Annotated in this window: 11 protein-coding genes; 3 read left to right on the top strand and 8 right to left on the bottom strand. The window is 71.5% G+C overall.

Going from position 1 to position 16,148, the window contains the following annotated elements; translation table 11 throughout:
* Window positions 1-1,021: 1,021 nt before the first annotated feature.
* The 3 genes from G3I42_RS13060 to G3I42_RS13050 all read right to left on the bottom strand — a co-directional run bounded on the left by G3I42_RS13060 (window position 1,022) and on the right by G3I42_RS13050 (window position 3,788).
* Entirely contained in the window at window positions 1,022-1,414 is a 393-nt protein-coding gene (locus tag G3I42_RS13060; protein ID WP_164285561.1) for a hypothetical protein, read from the bottom strand.
* Window positions 1,415-2,470: 1,056 nt separating this feature from the next.
* Window positions 2,471-3,148 (bottom strand): NAD(P)H-binding protein, encoded by a 678-nt coding sequence (locus G3I42_RS13055; RefSeq protein ID WP_164285559.1) that lies wholly within the window; start codon window positions 3,146-3,148, stop codon window positions 2,471-2,473.
* Window positions 3,149-3,332: 184 nt separating this feature from the next.
* Complete coding sequence (locus G3I42_RS13050; protein ID WP_164285557.1) at window positions 3,333-3,788, bottom strand: DUF5707 domain-containing protein; 456 nt, start codon at window positions 3,786-3,788, stop codon at window positions 3,333-3,335.
* Window positions 3,789-4,163: 375 nt separating this feature from the next.
* Between G3I42_RS13050 and G3I42_RS13045 the strand changes: the two genes are divergently transcribed.
* The gene (locus G3I42_RS13045) at window positions 4,164-7,073 is read left to right on the top strand and encodes a phosphatase PAP2 family protein (RefSeq protein ID WP_164285555.1); all 2,910 of its coding nucleotides are present in this window, start codon (window positions 4,164-4,166) and stop codon (window positions 7,071-7,073) included.
* Between the two features lie 273 nt (window positions 7,074-7,346).
* Entirely contained in the window at window positions 7,347-10,490 is a 3,144-nt protein-coding gene (locus tag G3I42_RS13040; protein WP_343244537.1) for a discoidin domain-containing protein, read from the top strand.
* Between the two features lie 132 nt (window positions 10,491-10,622).
* Here G3I42_RS13040 and G3I42_RS13035 read toward each other — a convergent pair whose 3' ends face one another.
* The 5 genes from G3I42_RS13035 to G3I42_RS13015 form a co-directional block, all read right to left on the bottom strand.
* Window positions 10,623-11,549, bottom strand: coding sequence for a sucrase ferredoxin (locus G3I42_RS13035; RefSeq protein WP_164285553.1), 927 nt, complete (start codon window positions 11,547-11,549; stop codon window positions 10,623-10,625).
* Window positions 11,549-12,736 carry a cupin domain-containing protein gene (locus tag G3I42_RS13030; protein ID WP_164285563.1) on the bottom strand — a complete coding sequence of 396 codons (1,188 nt, stop codon included), beginning with the start codon at window positions 12,734-12,736 and terminating at the stop codon, window positions 11,549-11,551. The genes G3I42_RS13035 and G3I42_RS13030 overlap by 1 nt, the downstream gene beginning before the upstream one ends.
* A 17-nt stretch (window positions 12,737-12,753) precedes the next feature.
* On the bottom strand, window positions 12,754-13,065 hold the full coding sequence (locus G3I42_RS38405) for a hypothetical protein (RefSeq protein WP_164285551.1): 312 nt from the start codon (window positions 13,063-13,065) through the stop codon (window positions 12,754-12,756).
* 210 nt (window positions 13,066-13,275) lie between these two features.
* Window positions 13,276-13,470, bottom strand: coding sequence for a ferredoxin (locus G3I42_RS13020; protein WP_164285549.1), 195 nt, complete (start codon window positions 13,468-13,470; stop codon window positions 13,276-13,278).
* Between the two features lie 32 nt (window positions 13,471-13,502).
* Window positions 13,503-14,732 (bottom strand): cytochrome P450, encoded by a 1,230-nt coding sequence (locus tag G3I42_RS13015; RefSeq protein ID WP_164285547.1) that lies wholly within the window; start codon window positions 14,730-14,732, stop codon window positions 13,503-13,505.
* A gap of 473 nt (window positions 14,733-15,205) precedes the next feature.
* Here G3I42_RS13015 and G3I42_RS13010 point away from each other — a divergent pair.
* On the top strand, window positions 15,206-16,148 hold a 943-nt coding region (locus G3I42_RS13010; protein ID WP_164285545.1), incomplete at its 3' end, for a lycopene cyclase family protein.

Below are 16,148 nucleotides of genomic sequence, written 5' to 3'. Positions count from 1 at the left end.
ATTCCAGACTATTGCGCGTCCGACGACGACGCAGCCACAGGGCGGGGGGCCGGCGCTCCAGCCCCTGTGCGACATTCCTCGCCCCACCAAACTGCATTGGCTGTACGCCGAACAACCCACATTATGACCGGAGTTAGCTCTGGGCACGACGCCAAAGCATACTGGGTGTCAGACGACTACATGGCACGCTGAAACTTGTCGACTCCGTCGCCAAGGGTCCCGGGCTCCGCCCAGGACCGGTCCGGCGCGCTCCGCGCTCCGGCCCCGGTGCGACGCTCCGCGCCGCACCGAACTGCGCCAGCTGCGCAGAAGCGGCGGCCGTATCCCCGAACGACCCACGCTATAAGTCGAGTTAGCAAGGCGCACTATTCCAGACTATTGCGCGTCCGACGACGACGCAGCCACAGGGCGGGGGGCCGGCGCTCCAGCCCCTGTGCGACATTCCTCGCCCCACCAAACTGCATTGGCTGTACGCCGAACAACCCACATTATGACCGGAGTTAGCTCTGGGCACGACGCCAAAGCATACTGGGTGTCAGACGACTACATGGCACGCTGAAACTTGTCGACTCCGTCGCCAAGGGTCCCGGGCTCCGCCCAGGACCGGTCCGGCGCGCTCCGCGCTCCGGCCCCGGTGCGACGCTCCGCGCCACACCGAACTGCGCCAGCTGCGCAGGGGCAACGGCCGTCTCGCCGAACAACCCCTGCTATACGTAGAGTTGATAGCCAGCGCGACTGCGGAGCATATTGAGCGTCAGACGAGGGCACAACAACTTGTCGACTCTATCGCCAACCGTCCGGGCTCCGCCCCAGAGCCGGCGCCAGCACGCTCCGTGCTCCAGCCCCTGTACGACGCTCAGCGCCACACCAACTTGCGCTAGCCACGCAGAGACGGAAACGGCTCACCGAATAACCCACGCTATAAGCCGAGTTAGGAGCGAACACGATTCCAGGACTATTGCGCGTCAGACAAGGCACCCCCACGGGGGCGAGGCGCAGCAACTAGGCAGTTTCGTTTGGATCAATCGGTGGGGGACGGATCGATGGACATGGAAGGTGCCTTCGACTGGACGATGATCTCGCCCCAGTCGCCCAGGATCTTGTAGCTGTCTTCGTCGAGCCTGATCAGGGCATCGACTGATCCGTAGTCGGCACTGCCACTCGCATCGATCGCCGCCTTGACGACACTCTGGCCCGTCCAGTGCAGAGCACGTACGGATGAGAAGACCACTGTGGCCCGTCGGAAGCAGGCACGTTCACCTGGTAGAGGGGCCCGGTATCTGGGGTGTCGTGGCAGTAGCAACAAGTCGAGTTTGAGGGTCAGGAGACCAGGGTGGACCGCGATGTCCAGCACGTAGCTGTCCTCCAGGCTGACGTTCTCGAACTCCGGGAGGCTCGGGTGGTTGTCGTGCATATCTTCCCCTCCTTAGGAGTCCGATCTGGGAGTAACGGCTCGATCCGCGCCCACTGCGCGTCGGTCAACGGCACACCAGGATCAACGATCGGCTGATCCAAACGAAACCGCCTAGTCGACTCCGTCGCCAACAGTTCCGTACTCCACCCCAACCGGGGCCGGCGCGCTCCGCGCTTCAGCCCTGTACGACGCTCCGCGCCACACCCCACTTGCACTGGTCCACAAGGACAGAAGTGGTCTCATCGAACAACCCACGCTATAACTGGAGTTGCTGACGGGCACGACTCGAAAACATATTGAGCGTCAGACGACTACATGGCGCGCTGCAACTTGGCGACTCCGTCGCCAAAGACCCGGGCTCCGCCCCGGGTCCGGGTCCGGCGACGCTCCGCGCCCCGGACCCGGATGCGACGCGCTCCGCGCCACACCAAACTGCGTGAGGCACGCAGAGACATAAGCGGTCTCGCTGAGCAATGCGCGCTCCGAACCGAGTTAGCGACGGACACGATGCGGAAGGCTATTTCCTGTCAGGTGAGGACACCGCCCAGGCCAGCTATGCGACCACCGACGCAACATCACCGAACAACCCACGTTGGCGTGGGATTTGCTGGGTAGCTCGGCTCGAAAGCGAATGGCTTGCCAGACGGTTTCGTAAATCGCAAGGTTGAAGCCATCACGCAGAGAGCATGACCATGCGTATCCATCATCGCTCTCCTGGCTGGTTGGGAAGCTGCGGCCGTATTGGCAACATACGCGTCCTTCGTGGTGAGGACGCGTGGAGCAGTCCTTCGGCAGCTCGCGCTCTTGGCTACTTCGCGGTCGTTGATGAGGCGCGCTTTACGTCGGGCAGTCGGAAGAAGGCGTGAACCGAAATCCACGCACAGCCTTGTTCCGGCTTGCTTTCCGTATCTGTCGCACGACCACTACGCCTTCTCGCGCCGTTCGAGGTTGATGTTGGGAGATCACCGATAGGGATCAGACCGGGCTCAGCACGAACGGGCAGAAGCGGCTCGCCGCTCGCAGTGTCGGCCCGGGCGAAGTGAATGGAGGCTGGGCTTATCCCGTGGCCAGGCGGGAGCGGACGTGCTGGGTGACCGCTTCGGGGATGGGGGTGGGGCCGGTGATGAGTTCCAGGACGCGGGGGCTGGTGGCGTCGGTGGTGAGCAGGGCTGTGAGGACGGCCGCGACGTCCTCACGGGCGATGTCGCCCTCTCCGGTGCGTGCGGCGAGGCTGACCGTGCCGGTGCCGGGGCGGTCGCGGAACCAGGCGGGCCTGACCACCGTCGTGCTCAGCGTGTGGCGGGCCAGGACGTTCTCGTCGGCGCGGCCTCTGGCCCGGAGGAAGGTTTCCACGAGCGCGTTGTCGGGGTAGCGCTTGGCGGGGTCGGCTCCCATCACGGAGAGCATGACAAACCGGCGGACTCCGGCTCGTTCGGCGGCATCGGCGAAGACCACGATGCCGTCGTAGTCGACCGGGTTGGGCCGCCCCGGGGCATCACCGAGGCCGGCTCCGGCCGCGTAAAGCACCGCTTGTGCGCCCGTGAGATGTCCCGTGAGGTCCCTCGCCGTGGCGGTGGCGAGGTCGGCCACCAGTGGCCGTGCGCCCGAGCAGCGAACGGCCTCCGCCTGTTCCCGGCGCCTGATCACGGAAGCCACCCGCTCGCCTCGCTCCGCGAGAAGACGCGACACCATCAAGGCCACGCGGCCATGACCACCTGCGATAACGACAGACATGCCGGGGACTTTATCGATGGCGACACATGCCACTCCCCCATGTTCCCTTGGGCCTCACACTCATGGGACACAGGTGTCACCCGAATAGCCCCCCCATAGCGTCGCGGCGACAGTTCCCGGCGGGGACGGCCCGTGCGCGCATGTGCGCACAGGCCGTGATCCTCAAGCCCGCGGGCCAGCGCCCTCAGTGCTTGACCGTAAAGGTGGCTGCTTTGGGTGCGAAGGTCGTGTCGTGGTCCTTGGCCGTGGCGAGTGCGGACACGTACCAGGTGCCCTTGGGGAGCGCTGTGGCTTCCTTGGGCGAGCTCTTCACGCTGTAGGTGCACACCGAGGTCGTCGCGGAGGTCGTCTTGCACGTGGCCTCCTCGACGGTCCGCATCTCGCCGGCCGTGGGTGCGAGCTTGGAGCTCGCGGGCCAGGCCAGTACCCGCAGACTCTTCACCCCGGAGTTGTCGGCCACGGTGGCGGTGAAGACGAGCGAGGCGCTTCCGCCGGTGGCGGAGCCCGTGTAGTGGGCGGTGGCCTTCGAGATCTCCGGCTTGGCCGGTACGGCGGCGTCGGCCGAGGAAACCGCCACCACAGTGCCGGCGACGAGGGCGGCGGCTCCGACGAGCGACGAGACGACAAGGCGCTTCGACATTACTGAACTCCTCATGCAGTGACCGTTGGTGGTCCTCTTCGCCGGGTGCTTCGTGCACCGCGACGCCGTACGCACAGCCTGCTTCGCCGGCCGCTTCTGCCGCATGGGCGGTGCTACTCAACGGGGCTACTCAGAGGCGCCCTGGGCACCGGAACACGGGTCCGGCACCAGACGGTGTTCGCGCACCGCGCGTGCCCTCGTGCCGTTTCCCGGTCGGGGATGTGCACTCAATTCGGTTGCCGGGAAGGGAATTTGCGGTGACGTGAGCATTGACAGCTCTGGTGGATGGCCTCACGCTCGTATGTGCTGACAACGTTGTCTACAACGCCGGGAAGTGGGTGGGTGGGCGTGTTCGGGAGATCCGGCCGTGGACTCGTGGCGGTACTCGCCGCTCTGGTGCTGGTGCCGCTGGGCGGGCAGCCTGTCGCGGTCGCGGCCGGTGGTCTGTCGAACGAGCTTCCACGGGCGGGAGGTTACTGGTCCGCCTCGTACGAGCCCGGGACGTCGCGGCCCGCCGGTTTCCCGGCGGCGGGGACGGCCCGCAACGTGCGGGGCGAGACGGCGGGTCCCACCAGCCGTGTGGCCGCAGCGCGTTCGGATCATGCCAACGCCACCAGCGTCGACGAGAACGTCGACAGTCTCTTCGACCAGGACAGCTCGACCAAGTGGTATGCGAGCGGCAGCGGCCGGCCGACGGATGCCCGGCCGGTCCACGTGATCTATGCCCTGCGCTCGGCACAGGTGCTGTCGGGGTACTCCCTCACCTCCGCCAACGACGCTCCGCCACGTGACCCGGCCGCCTGGACCGTTCTGGGCAGCAACAGCGCTTCCGCGGCCGAGAACGCCGACGACAGTTCGTGGAGGGCGCTCGGCGAGGAGAAGGACCAGCGGTTCGCCGCTCGCGGGCAGAGCAACTTCTACGCGCTGGAGGCCGCGCACAAGTATCGCTACTACCAACTGCGGCTCACGGACACCTGCGCCGACCGGTGCGAGGGCGCGGCGGGCGACCGTACCAAGCTCCAGCTCGCCGACTGGACCCTGCGCGGTCTCGCGGACGGCGGGGTCTCACCGCTCGGTGTCTCTGTCGAGAACGCCGACTCGGGCGGGGCCGCCGATGGTTCGTACGCGCTGCGGTACGCGGGCCGCGTCCCGAAGGCGGGCCCGGCGCGGTCGTCGGTGGTGCTGCGGTCCGGCCTCGACGTGCTTCTCGGCGAGGGCGCGACGCTGAGCTGGGCGGTCCGGCCGCAGGACGCCGCCTCGGCCCACGTGAGTGTCGACCTCGTCCACACCGACGCGAACGGACGGCATACGCGCGTTCTCACCACCCCGCAGGCCGGAAGGAGCGGTGAACCGGCGGCGACCCCCGACGGATGGCGCACTGTCTCCGTCGACCTCGGTGCCCTCGCCGGGAGGCGGGTCACCGAGGTCAGGTTGCGCTATGACGATCCCGCGGCGAAGGCCGGCTCGCGGATCTCCGGCTGGATCGACGACATCCGGCTCGGCAAGCCCGTCCTCGACGCGTCCGCCACCTGGGACTATCTCGACGCGCCGGACGTCGATCCTGCGGCCGGGAACGCGGACCGTACGGCCTGGACCCGGCCCGGTTCGCCGCCGGGTGGCGTGCCATGGAAGACCGCTACCGGTCCCTTCGGCGTCAAGAACCAGGGCACGGACCTCGGTCCGGACTTCCCCGTGCGCACCCGCCTGAACCTGCACAAGGACGGTTCCACGGGCGACACCGTCGAGGCGTACTTCTTCCGCACCGACTTCACCATGGACCGGGCGACGATCGACGCGAGCGGCGGGCTCGTCGGCACCGTCGTCCACGACGACACGGTGACGGTCTACCTCAACGGCCGACGCCTCGCGGGACGCAACGACGGGGCGATCACCAAGAACCTCCAGTACCAGACCCCGGAGGGCACCTCCGGGCAGGGTGACCCGCTGCGCACCGCCTTCGTCGTCCCGGCCTCCGCCCTGCGGGCGGGCACCAATACGCTGGCCGTGGAGGTGCACCAGTGCGATCGCACCAGTTCGGACGCCTACTTCCGGCTCGACTCCCTGGTCCCGGCCCAGGGTTCGCTTCCCTTCACCGACGAGCAGCTCAGCACCGTCCACGACTCCGACCGGCTGCCCGCCGCTCCCGACGGCGGCGACTACTTCACGTGGCTGCTGCGCCCGTTCACCGCGGCGCGCGACACCCCGTCCCTCATGGGGGCGAACGAGGCCCTGCCCCCGGGCACGACCTACGACGAGCTGACCGCCCTGAACGACCGGACGGTCATCGACATCAACAACGCGCCGGCCGACGCCACCGATCCCGAGGTGCACGAGGCACTGATCGACGGCAGGAGCAGTCCCTACCGGACGATGGCCGACGGCCTGGGGACCCGCCTCGGAGCGCTCTACTCACAGGCGTTGGAGAACGGCGAACTGCCGCGTACCGAAGCGCTGTTGTCCGGGCGCGTCGAACACACCCCGGGCTCCTCGGCGGACTGGTATCAAACGGCCAAGAACAACTACCAGTACAAACGCCCCTTCGTCCGCATGGGCTTCGCCGACGAGGACGGTCTCGTCAAGCCGTGGGACAGCCGGGGCGGCTACGACGGCCTGGCGAAGGACGGCTCCTTCCCCAGCGGGCACACGAGCCACGGCTACGCACAGGGCATCGTGCTGGCCACGCTGCTTCCCGAGCTGGCTCCGCAGATCCTGGCGCGCGCCTCCGAGTACGGAGAGCACCGCATCCTGCTCGCCTTCCACTACCCGACCGACATCATGGGCGGCCGGATCGTGGGGGAACGGACCGCGCAGGGCCGTTGGTCCGACCCGGGGTTCCGCACCCTGCTGGAGCAGGCGCAGGACGAACTGCGGGCCGTGCTCGCGCAGAAGTGCCGTGAGTCGGGAGCCGGTGGCACCCTCGCGCAGTGCATCGCGCACGACCGGCCCTATCTGCCCACCGGTGAGGCGGTGGACGTCTACACCCACCGGCTGACCTACGGCTTCCCACGGATCGGTACGGAAGGCCGCCCTCCGGCCGTGCCCGCGGGTGCCGAGGACCTTCTGCGCACCGCCCTGCCGAAGCTGTCCGCCACGCAGCGCCGCGCCGTCCTGGCCGCCACCCAGCTCCCGTCGGGGTACGCCCTCGACGAGGACGGTGCCCCGGGCAGCTGGCAGCGGCTGAACCTCGCGGCGGCGATGTCCGCGAAGGTCGGCGTGCACCGGGACGGGACCCTCACCGTCAACGGCGTCCACGTCGACCGGGAGGGCATGCCGACACGCGGTTGAGCGGTGGGGCGGGCGGGCGGCCCGCATACGCGGGGCGGCCGCCCGTGCCGGTTTCGGCCGCCCATGCCCCGCGAACCGGTGCGCGCCCCACCTGTCAGCCGCTCGTCCTCGCTGACGGCTCGTCCGCAGGCGTGTGCCGTGACAGGGGCGTCGCCGAGCGGACCCACGTCGGGAAAGCCCTGCCCATGTGCTGTCGACGCAGCCGTTGACTCCCGCCCGGAGGCGTGTCAAGAATGCGCTTTGACAACGTTGTCCGAACGGAAGGCCCCCGCCGTGTCGCACCACCCCGCCCAGGTCGGCCGCCGACGTTTCCTCCAACTCCTCGCCGCGAGCGGTGCGCTGGCCGCTCTGCCCGCCGGTGCCGGGGTGGCTCAGGCGGCGGCCGCCGGGCCCGTCGCCGGTGGTTCGACGGCCCCCGACGACATCGCCGCCACCTACCTCCGCGTCCTCGCCGAGCACACCCGGTGGTCCGAGACCCAGTGGGACGCGGCCCGCGGCTACTACACGGACAAGGACTTCGGCTTCGCCGTCGTGCTCGGCAATGCCGTACTGCTGACCCAGGGCAGCTACGACAGCGAGCGGACCGGCGTCGATCGTGACACTCTGCGGACGCGCACCCTCGCCACCATCCGCCACTTCGCCGCCTCCAACCGCCTGACCGGCGGCGACCAGTGGGGCCGCACGCTCTTCTTCGACACCACCTTCCAGTCGTACTTCGTCATGGCCGCGAAGCTCCTGTGGTCCGAGCTGGACGCGACGACCCGCTCCCACGTCGACGCGCTCCTGCGCGGCCAGGCGGAATACACGGACGGTCTCGGTACCGGGGACGACCCGGCCTCGGGCTCCTGGACCCCGCACGGCCTGACCGGCGGATTCGAGGGCGACACCAAGCTGGAGGAGATGGGCGTCTACACGCAGTCGCTCGCCCCCGCCCTGGCCTGGGCCGGCGACGATGCCCGGCACGCGGCGTGGAGCGAGCGCTTCGGCACCTGGTCGCGCAACGAGGCAGGTCTGCCGCCCGCCGATCTCGCCAACCCCGCGCTGGTGGACGGGGTGCCGGTCTCCCGCAACACCGCGCGCAATCTCTACGACACGTTCATCGTGGAGAACCACGGCTCCTTCGGCCCGCACTACCAGGAGGAGTTGTGGCGCACCTCGGGCCGCAACTCCGCGCACTTCCTGGCCGCGGGCGCTCCGCTGCCGGAGGTGCTGACGAAGCAGCCCAACGCCGACCCGTTGTGGCGGACCCTGCTCGGCGTCATGAGCGACGCGGGCGAGCCCTTGATGCCGATGGTCAACGACCGCGAGCACCTCTACGGGCGCGACGTCATCCCGCTCGCCTTCCTCGCCCGGGTGAAGGGGGACCGTGCGGCGGCCCGCGCCGAGGCCGAACTCGCCGCCCGCCTGGAGGCGTACCAGCAGTACGCGCCGCGCTACAGGCTCGCGAAGTTCTCCGGCGAGCCGAAGTACGAGCCCGAGGCGCGCGCCGAGATCGCCTTGAGCTATCTGCTGCACGTGTGGACGGCGCACACTCCCGTGCGGCCCTTGTCCCGTGAGGAGTTCTTCGCACGGGCGTCCGGGGTGACGGACTTCGGTACCGGGCCCGGGCTCGTCTCGCACCAGTCCCCCGCGGCGTGGGCGGCGGCCGTCAGCAAGCCGGGCTTCGTGAAGTTCGCCTGGCAGCCGAGGCACGACGACTGGCTGTTCAAGCTGAGCGGCGGTACCCCGATGTTCCTGCCCTCGACCGCGGGTACGGTCGCGGGCCGCGCGGTGGAGACCTGGACCAAGGTGCGGGACGGTTTCGACGGCAGCGCGACGCTGCTCCGTCTGGACACCGGCTGGGCGGGGTTCACGACGCTCGGTTCCGGCGCCGTCGTGTACGCGAGCAGCGGTACGGCGGCGGGCGAGGGGCATCTGGAGGTGTACAACCTCACCATGCCGGGGATGGCAGGGCTCGGTGGAGCCCGGACTTTCCGCTTCGCGGAGGGCTCGGTGAAGGTGGAGGCGCAGGACGGGTCGAGCGCGCCGGCGGCGGGCGGGCGGGTCGATACGCTCGACGTGCCGCGCACCGCCGTGCGGCACCTGCGGATGCAGGGCGTGCGTCCCGATCCGTCGTACGGCTACTCGCTGTTCGCGTTCGAAGCGCGTACGGAGGCCGGTGGCGAGGATCTGGCGCGCGGCGGCAAGGCGACGGCCTCGTCGGCGGCTTCTGGCATGGGGCCGGAGCTGGCCGTGGACGGTGACGGGGCGAGCCGCTGGGCGGTGGCCACCGCGGACCGCAAGCGGGCCGACAGCTGGCTCGCGGTCGACCTCGGTGCCACGCGGGAGGTCGGGGAGGTGACGCTGCGCTGGGAGACCGCGGCGGGGCGCGGCTACCGGGTGCAGGGCTCGGCCGACGGGGAGCGGTGGGAGGATCTCGCCGTCTATCCGGCGGCGCGGGCCCGGAGCCACGGCGGCTGGCTCGACGTGGACGGCCGCGCCGGTCTCGTGGTGCGCGGCGCGGACCGTGGCCACCCTGTCTCCGTCTACGACGACGCGCTCGTGCTCAGCGACGGTCCCGCCGCCCCGGTCGTGATCGAGGGGCATCCCACCGCTTCCGCCGAGCAGTTGAAGGCGCTGGTGGCGCGGAAGGCTCCGTCGGCCGAGCACGCGGGAGTGCGGGCGGCGTACGTGGAGGAGCACCTGAGTCTGTTCAACTTCTCCGCGGACGAGGTGCGCACTCGTGTCTCGGTGCCGCAGGAGGGTGCGGAGCGGTACGTCTTCGCGGGGACGCAGACCGTGACCGGGGACGGGATCGTCCACGAGAGCGAGCTGCCCGCCGGTCGGGCGCTGCTGCTGGCGCCGCGGTTCACGCTCGTTCCGGTTTCGGGGCGCGCGCTGCCTTCGGGGCTGCGGGTGAGTGTCGAGGACGGGGCCACGCTGCGGCTCTCGGGAGCCTCCTGCCGGGTACGGGTGCGCGCGCAGGGGCGGACCGCGGTGGTCTCGGTGCGCTCCGGCGGTCGGCCGGTGGTGGTCCGGCTGCACGGGGCGACGGCGTATCCGGTGGAGGATCTGGCGCTGGGCCGCACGGTCTTCCCCACCAGCCCGCTGCCCGCGGGCATGTCGGAGCCGTCCGCGGCGGTCGACGGGGACCCGGGCAGTTCGTGGCGGCCGGGGAAGGACGGCCGTCTCGTCGTGGACCTCGGCGCGGCGCTCCCGGTGGGGGAGATCGAGGCGGAGTGGACCGGTGGCGACATACCCGGCCTGCGCGTCGAGGGCAGTGCCGACGGCATCGCCTACCAGGACTGGGGGCGCGCTTCGGGGCGCGGTCGCGTCCGGGCGCTGCGCGTGCGCGGGACGGCCCGCTACGTCGCGGTGCGCGTGGAGGGCGGAGACGGTCACCGGGCGGCGCGGCTGGTACGGCTGTCGGTGCGCTGACGGCCGGACCGCGCGTTTCGTCCGCTCCGGACGAGGCGCGGCGGTCCGGGGCCGTGCGAGGGGGCGTACTGCTCCGCACGGCCCCGGGCTGCCGCCGTAAGCCGGAAGGACTTCGTTCTCGGCGCGAGCTTCTTATCCCGGGTGGGGTGTGGTCGCGGGTCCGCGCAGCGTGCGCACGGCGACGGCCTCGTGCGCGAGGAAGGCGCTCGGGGTCGCTCCCCGGCAGGTCAGCCGGTGGGGGGCGGTGCGGTGGGCGCGTACCTCGACCTCGCTCAGCTCGGGGTGCGGCGGTGCGCCCGCCACGCGTACGCGCCAGCCGCCGTCCGCACGCTCGGTGCCGACGATCTCGTACGCCTGCCGGTTGGCGGGGCCGTGGCGTGCGAGGAGGGCGGCGACGGCGACTTGGGCGGGTGGCGGCAGGTCGGTGTAGCCGCGCAGGTGCCGGGCGCCGACATGTCCCGCGAGGTGGTCCGCGAGCGTCGTCACGGCCGAGGGGGCGTCGAGGTTCCCGTAGTACACGCCGTCGGGGAGGACGGCGACGTTGGCGGCGAAGCGGTCCCCGCCCAGGTGCGTGCATTCCCAGACGAGATCGGGGTGGCGCGCTCCGAGGGCGGCGGCCACGGGGCGTCCTCGCACCGCGCAGCACACGTCGTGTGTCCCGTGCGCGCAGACCAGCACGACGGGCGGGTGTCCCGTCGTTCCGGGACCGTGCAGCGCGTCCACGACGCCGTCGAGGTCCGCGTCCGTCTGCCACGTGCCCCAGGTCTGACGGTGCGCTCCGCGCGCGTCGTGGTGCAGCACCGCCCAGCGGCGCGGTCCCGCGCGGCGGCGGCCGGGGCGCCGCACGAGCAGGAGGCGGGCCCTGCGCGCTCGTGCCGCCGCGAACACCCGGTCGGCGACGGCGGGTTCGAGGCCGGCGCCCTCGAAGCCGTTGGGCGGCCAGCCTCCCGGGTGCTCGATCAGTACCCACACGCGTCCGTGCGGCGCCGTTCCCGCGAGCGAGTCGCCTCGCGCCCGCGCGGCCTCGGCGCAGAAGAACCGCGCCAGGTTCTCGGCCATCAGGGTGCGTCGGGGACGAGGACGCCCGCGCGCAGCAGGCGGCGTACGAGGGTCGTTCCGAGGTCCCGCGCGGGGTGCGCCTCGCCGTCGAGCAGCCGTCCGACGGCGGCGAGTTCGGCGGGTGCGAGGTCGAGCCAGCCGACGCGGGTCCACAGGCGTTCGCCGCTCAGGCGTGGCTCCAGCGCCGCGCGCAGCCGTACGCGGGTGTCGGCGGTGAGCGCGTCGAGCGCCGCGAGCTGGGCGAGCGGTCCCAGGGGCGCGGGGCGGCCCTGGGCGCGGCGGGTACGGGCGAAGAGCGGGGCCGGGTCGGCGGTGGTGAGCGCGGTGACGAGTCGTGCGCGGACCTCTTCCAGTTCTCCGTCGGGTCCTTCCGCGCCGAGCGGGAGGGACGCGCGCATCGCGGGGTCCTCGCGCAGCGTGGCGAGGGCGGTCTCGGCGAGTTGGGCGGCCAGTGCGTGTCGCGTCCAGGGGTGGACGCCGAGCGTCAGATGCACGGAGACGGCTCCCTGCGCCACGGCGGAGTGCAGCCAGCCGCGCGGCAGGTAGAGCACATCGCCCGGTGCCAGGACGGTGTCCAGGACGGGCGCGCCGGAAGCGGCCTCGGCGACGGCGGCCCGGTGCCCGGTCCAGGGCTGCTCGCGCGTGGGCGCGGTGACGACGGGTTCGTGGATCAGCCACCGCTTGGTGCCGGTGATCTGGAGGATGAAGACGTCGTGCACGTCGTAGTGGGCGTCGAAGCCCTGGTTCTGGGGCGGGGTGACGTACGCGTTGGCCTGGACCGGGTGTCCCAGCTCCGCGGCCAGCCGCGAGGTGAACGCGCCGACCGGCTCCCAGGTGCGGTGCAGGGCCTGGAGCACGAGTGTGGCGCCGTCCGCGAAGGCGCGCCACAGTGCGGTGTCGTCGAGCTGGTCGGCGACGGTGGCGCCGACGCCGCCCGGGGCGGTGAAGGACGACTCGGGGAGCGTCGCTCCGTCCTTCGCGACGCGCAGGAACGGGGTGCGCAGTCCGCGCCGGGAGACCAGCTCGTCCACCGCGGCGGACGAGAAGACGTCCGAGAAGTCGCTCGCCCCGCGGGTGAGGGAGGGCATCCGCCCCCACACGTCGCGGGCGAATTCCTCCCGGCCGAGGCTGGTGAGACGCGACTCCAGGACGCCGGTGTCCGCGTGGACACCGGCGTCCTGGAACACCTCGTTCCCCTCAGTGGTCAAGAGCCGTCGGCCGCGCCGTCGGCGCCGCCGTCGTGGACACCGGGCTTGCCCGCCGCGCCACCGTCCGCGGGACCCTCGGCCGCACCGTCCGCGCCGCCGTCGTGCACGCCGGGCTTGCCCGCCGCGCCACCGTCCGCCGGACCCTCGGCCGCACCATCGGCACCGCCGTCATGCACACCGGGCGTACCCGCCGCACCACCATCCGCCGGACCCTCGGCCGCACCATCGGCACCGCCGTCATGCACACCGGGCGTACCCGCCGCGCCGCCGTCGGCCGGGCCCTCCTGCTCGTAGTCGGGCTTGCTCATGATGCCTCCTGAAAGTCGCGCGGGCCGTGCGGACGCGGACGTCCTCCGGGCAGGTGGATCTCCCTCTTAACCTCACCCACCGGCCGCCGACCGGCAACCGGAGGCCCGGGCGCGCCCGCGTCGAGCGGCGGGTCCGCGCGGTGGATACGCCCGCGGCGGGGCGGTCGTGGCAGCGGCCGCCACGAGGCCGTGCGGCGCGCGGGCGGGTGGCTACCTCGGTGCCAGCCGGATGGCGGTGGCGGGGCAGATGGCGGCCGATTCCCGTACGTCGTCGTGGTAATCGGGGGACGGATCGGCGTCGAGCAGTTCGACGATGCCGTCGTCGTCCTGGTCGAAGACCTCGGGTACGAGCAGGACGCACTGCCCGGACCCGACGCACTTGAGCTGGTCGACTTCCACGTGCATGGCGGTCTCGCTTTCGTGGGGGCGGGAGGGCTTCACCAGGTGACGGGCAGCTCGTAGACGCCGAAGACGGCGCCGTCGTGCTTGAACTCCAGTCGCTCGATGCCGGTGGCCAGGGCGAGCGTGGGGACGCGGCGGTACAGGGTGCTGTAGACGACCTGGAGCTCCATGCGGGCGAGCGGCTGGCCCAGGCACTGGTGGACGCCGAAGCCGAAGGCGACGTGGCGGCGGGCGTCGCGGCCGAGGTCGAGCCGGTCCGGGTCGGGGAAGACGTCGGGGTCGCGGTTGGCGGTCTCGCCGGCCAGGACGATGCCGTCGCCCGCCCGGATCGTCACGCCCGCGTACGTGATGTCCTCCAGCGCGACGCGGCGGCGTCCGCTGTGCACGATGGTCAGGTAGCGCAGGAGTTCCTCGACGGCGCCGGCGACCGTCTTCGGGTCGTCGCCTGCGCGGAGGACGTCGAGCTGGTCCGGGTTCCGCAGCAACGCGAGGGTGCCCAGCTCGATCATGTTGGCCGTGGTCTCGTGGCCGGCGGCCAGCAGCAGGACGCCCGTCCTGGCCGCGTCCCGCCGGCTGAGCTGCCCCGTGACCACCTGGCGCGTGGCGAGGTCGGACAGCAGGTCGTCCTCTGGGTGCGTCTGCTTCTCGGCCAGCAGGGCTTCGAGGTAGTCGGTGAGGGCGGTGGAGGCGGCGGCCACCTCCTCCGGCGTGGAGGTGCGGCGGACGAGCACCTTGGTGTGGCGCTGGAAGAGGTCGTGGTCCGCGTAGGGGACGCCGAGGAGCGCGCAGATCACCAGACTGGGCACGGGAAGCGCGAACTCCTGCACCAGCTCGACGGGCTTGGGCCCGGCGAGCAGGTCGTCGATCAGGCCGTCGACGATGCGCTGGACCGCGGGCCGCAGCTCCCGCATCTTGCGGATGGCGAAGGGGGCGGTGACCATCCGGCGCATGCGGGAGTGCTCCGGGTCGTCCATGTTGAGGAACGAACGGCGGATCTCGCTGCCCGCCTTGGAGCCGGGGCTGACGTGCGGGAAACCGGGGCGCGTGACGTCGGAGCTGAGACGCCGGTCCGCGAGCAGGGCACGCACCTGCTCGTGCCGGGTGACGAGCCAGGGGGTGCTGCCGTCCCAGATGCGCACCCGGGACAACGAGGGCTCCACCTGTCGGGTCCGCAGGGCCGGGGCCGGGTCGAAGGGGCACGTGGCGGCCCGGGGCATGGGGAACTCGTCAAGGTCCTCCGGTGAGTGCGACACGGTCTCGGTCATACCTGCCTCCGCGAGTGTGAGGGGTGGTGCCGTGCGAGGGATGCCGTGGTGAAGGCTCCGTGTCCCGAATCCTCACAACAATAGATGCCCGGGGCAACCAGTTGGCCGGAAGGAGCAGCCCTTCCGCCGGTATGCGATCGAGTCAACCCCGTGCTCCGCGCCAATCCCGACGACGAACGGCCCCTGACGCGTCGCCGCCGCTCCACCGGCCGCCTCCGGTAGCGGAAAGCGCCCCATTGTGACCGGAAGCGAACGTTCCTTCGTGACCGCTACCGATTGCGAGCACTCCGAAACCCGTAGTAAGGGTCGAGAAAGCGCCATCCGGTGGCCCGGCCGCGGCTGGGCCCGTGTGCTCGTCGCCCGTCGCGGCGTCACCCGTGGCGCCGTCACCCGCCGTGTGCTCCGTGCGTGTTGGCCGCCCGCGCGGGTGGTCGTGCGTGATGCTGGGCGGACGGTGTCCGGGCGGAGGTGTGGTGGAGCGGGCCGAGGTGGTGATCGTGGGGGCGGGAGCCTCGGGGCTCAGTCTCGCCCTCGCCCTGGCGGAGCACGCTCCCGGTGCCGCCCCGGTGGTGGTGCTCGACGCGGCGGACGCGCGGCTGCGGCCCGTCACGCGGACGTGGTGCTGGTGGGAGGCCGCGCACGGTCCTTACGACGACATGCTCACCGCGTCCTGGGACCGGTTGCGGCTCGTGGGGGCGGGCGGCGAGGTCCTCCCCCGGCGGCTCCCGGGGACGCGGTACAAGATGCTGCGCTCGCCGGTGTTCGAGGCGGGGGTGCGGGAGCGGCTGGCCGGTACGGAGGGGACGCGCTTCGTCCGGGGCACCGTCGTCGGCATCACGCCGGGGGCCGGTGGCTCGCTCGTCCGGGCGCGGGACCCGCGGGACCGTGAGTTCGCCGTCCGCGCGCGGTGGGTCTTCGACTCGCGGCCCGTGTCGCCGCTGCCCGCCGCGCGCACGCTGCTGTGGCAGCACTTCCGGGGATGGTTCCTGCGGACCGCCGCGCCGGTCTTCACCCCGGACGTGGTCGACCTGATGGACTTCCGTACCCCGCAGCCCGCCCGGGGGCTCTCCTTCTGCTACGTGCTGCCGCTCGGGCCGCGCGAGGCGCTCGTCGAGTACACCGAGTTCTCGCGGCAGCGGCTCGGGCGCGCCGCGTACGAGCGGGAGTTGCGCCGGTACGTGAGCGAGGTGCTCGGTGTCGGCGCGTACGAGGTGACGGGCAGTGAGCAGGGCGCGATCCCGATGACGGACGCGGTGTTCGGGCGGCGGGCCGGTTCCGGGGTGTACCGGATCGGGACGGCGGGCGGGGCGACGCGCCCGGCGACGGGGTACACCTTCGCGGCGGTGCAGCGGCAGGCGCGCGCGGTGGCCGACCGGCTGGCGCGCGGGCGCGAGCCGGTGCCCCCACCGGCGTACG

The organism is Streptomyces sp. SID11385 (assembly GCF_010548245.1).
Classification (GTDB): domain Bacteria; phylum Actinomycetota; class Actinomycetes; order Streptomycetales; family Streptomycetaceae; genus Streptomyces.
Note: the sequence above shows the minus strand (reverse complement) of the source record. Positions and strands in the feature narration are given on the sequence as shown.

What these genes read in the sequence shown, in the direction of transcription:
- G3I42_RS13060 (WP_164285561.1), bottom strand. Translation starts at nt 1,414, where the DNA reads ATGCACGACAACCACCCGAGCCTCCCGGAGTTCGAGAACGTCAGCCTG.
- G3I42_RS13055 (WP_164285559.1), bottom strand. Translation starts at nt 3,148, where the DNA reads ATGTCTGTCGTTATCGCAGGTGGTCATGGCCGCGTGGCCTTGATGGTG.
- G3I42_RS13050 (WP_164285557.1), bottom strand. Translation starts at nt 3,788, where the DNA reads ATGTCGAAGCGCCTTGTCGTCTCGTCGCTCGTCGGAGCCGCCGCCCTC.
- G3I42_RS13035 (WP_164285553.1), bottom strand. Translation starts at nt 11,549, where the DNA reads ATGGCCGAGAACCTGGCGCGGTTCTTCTGCGCCGAGGCCGCGCGGGCG.
- G3I42_RS38405 (WP_164285551.1), bottom strand. Translation starts at nt 13,065, where the DNA reads ATGAGCAAGCCCGACTACGAGCAGGAGGGCCCGGCCGACGGCGGCGCG.
- G3I42_RS13020 (WP_164285549.1), bottom strand. Translation starts at nt 13,470, where the DNA reads ATGCACGTGGAAGTCGACCAGCTCAAGTGCGTCGGGTCCGGGCAGTGC.
- G3I42_RS13015 (WP_164285547.1), bottom strand. Translation starts at nt 14,732, where the DNA reads ATGACCGAGACCGTGTCGCACTCACCGGAGGACCTTGACGAGTTCCCC.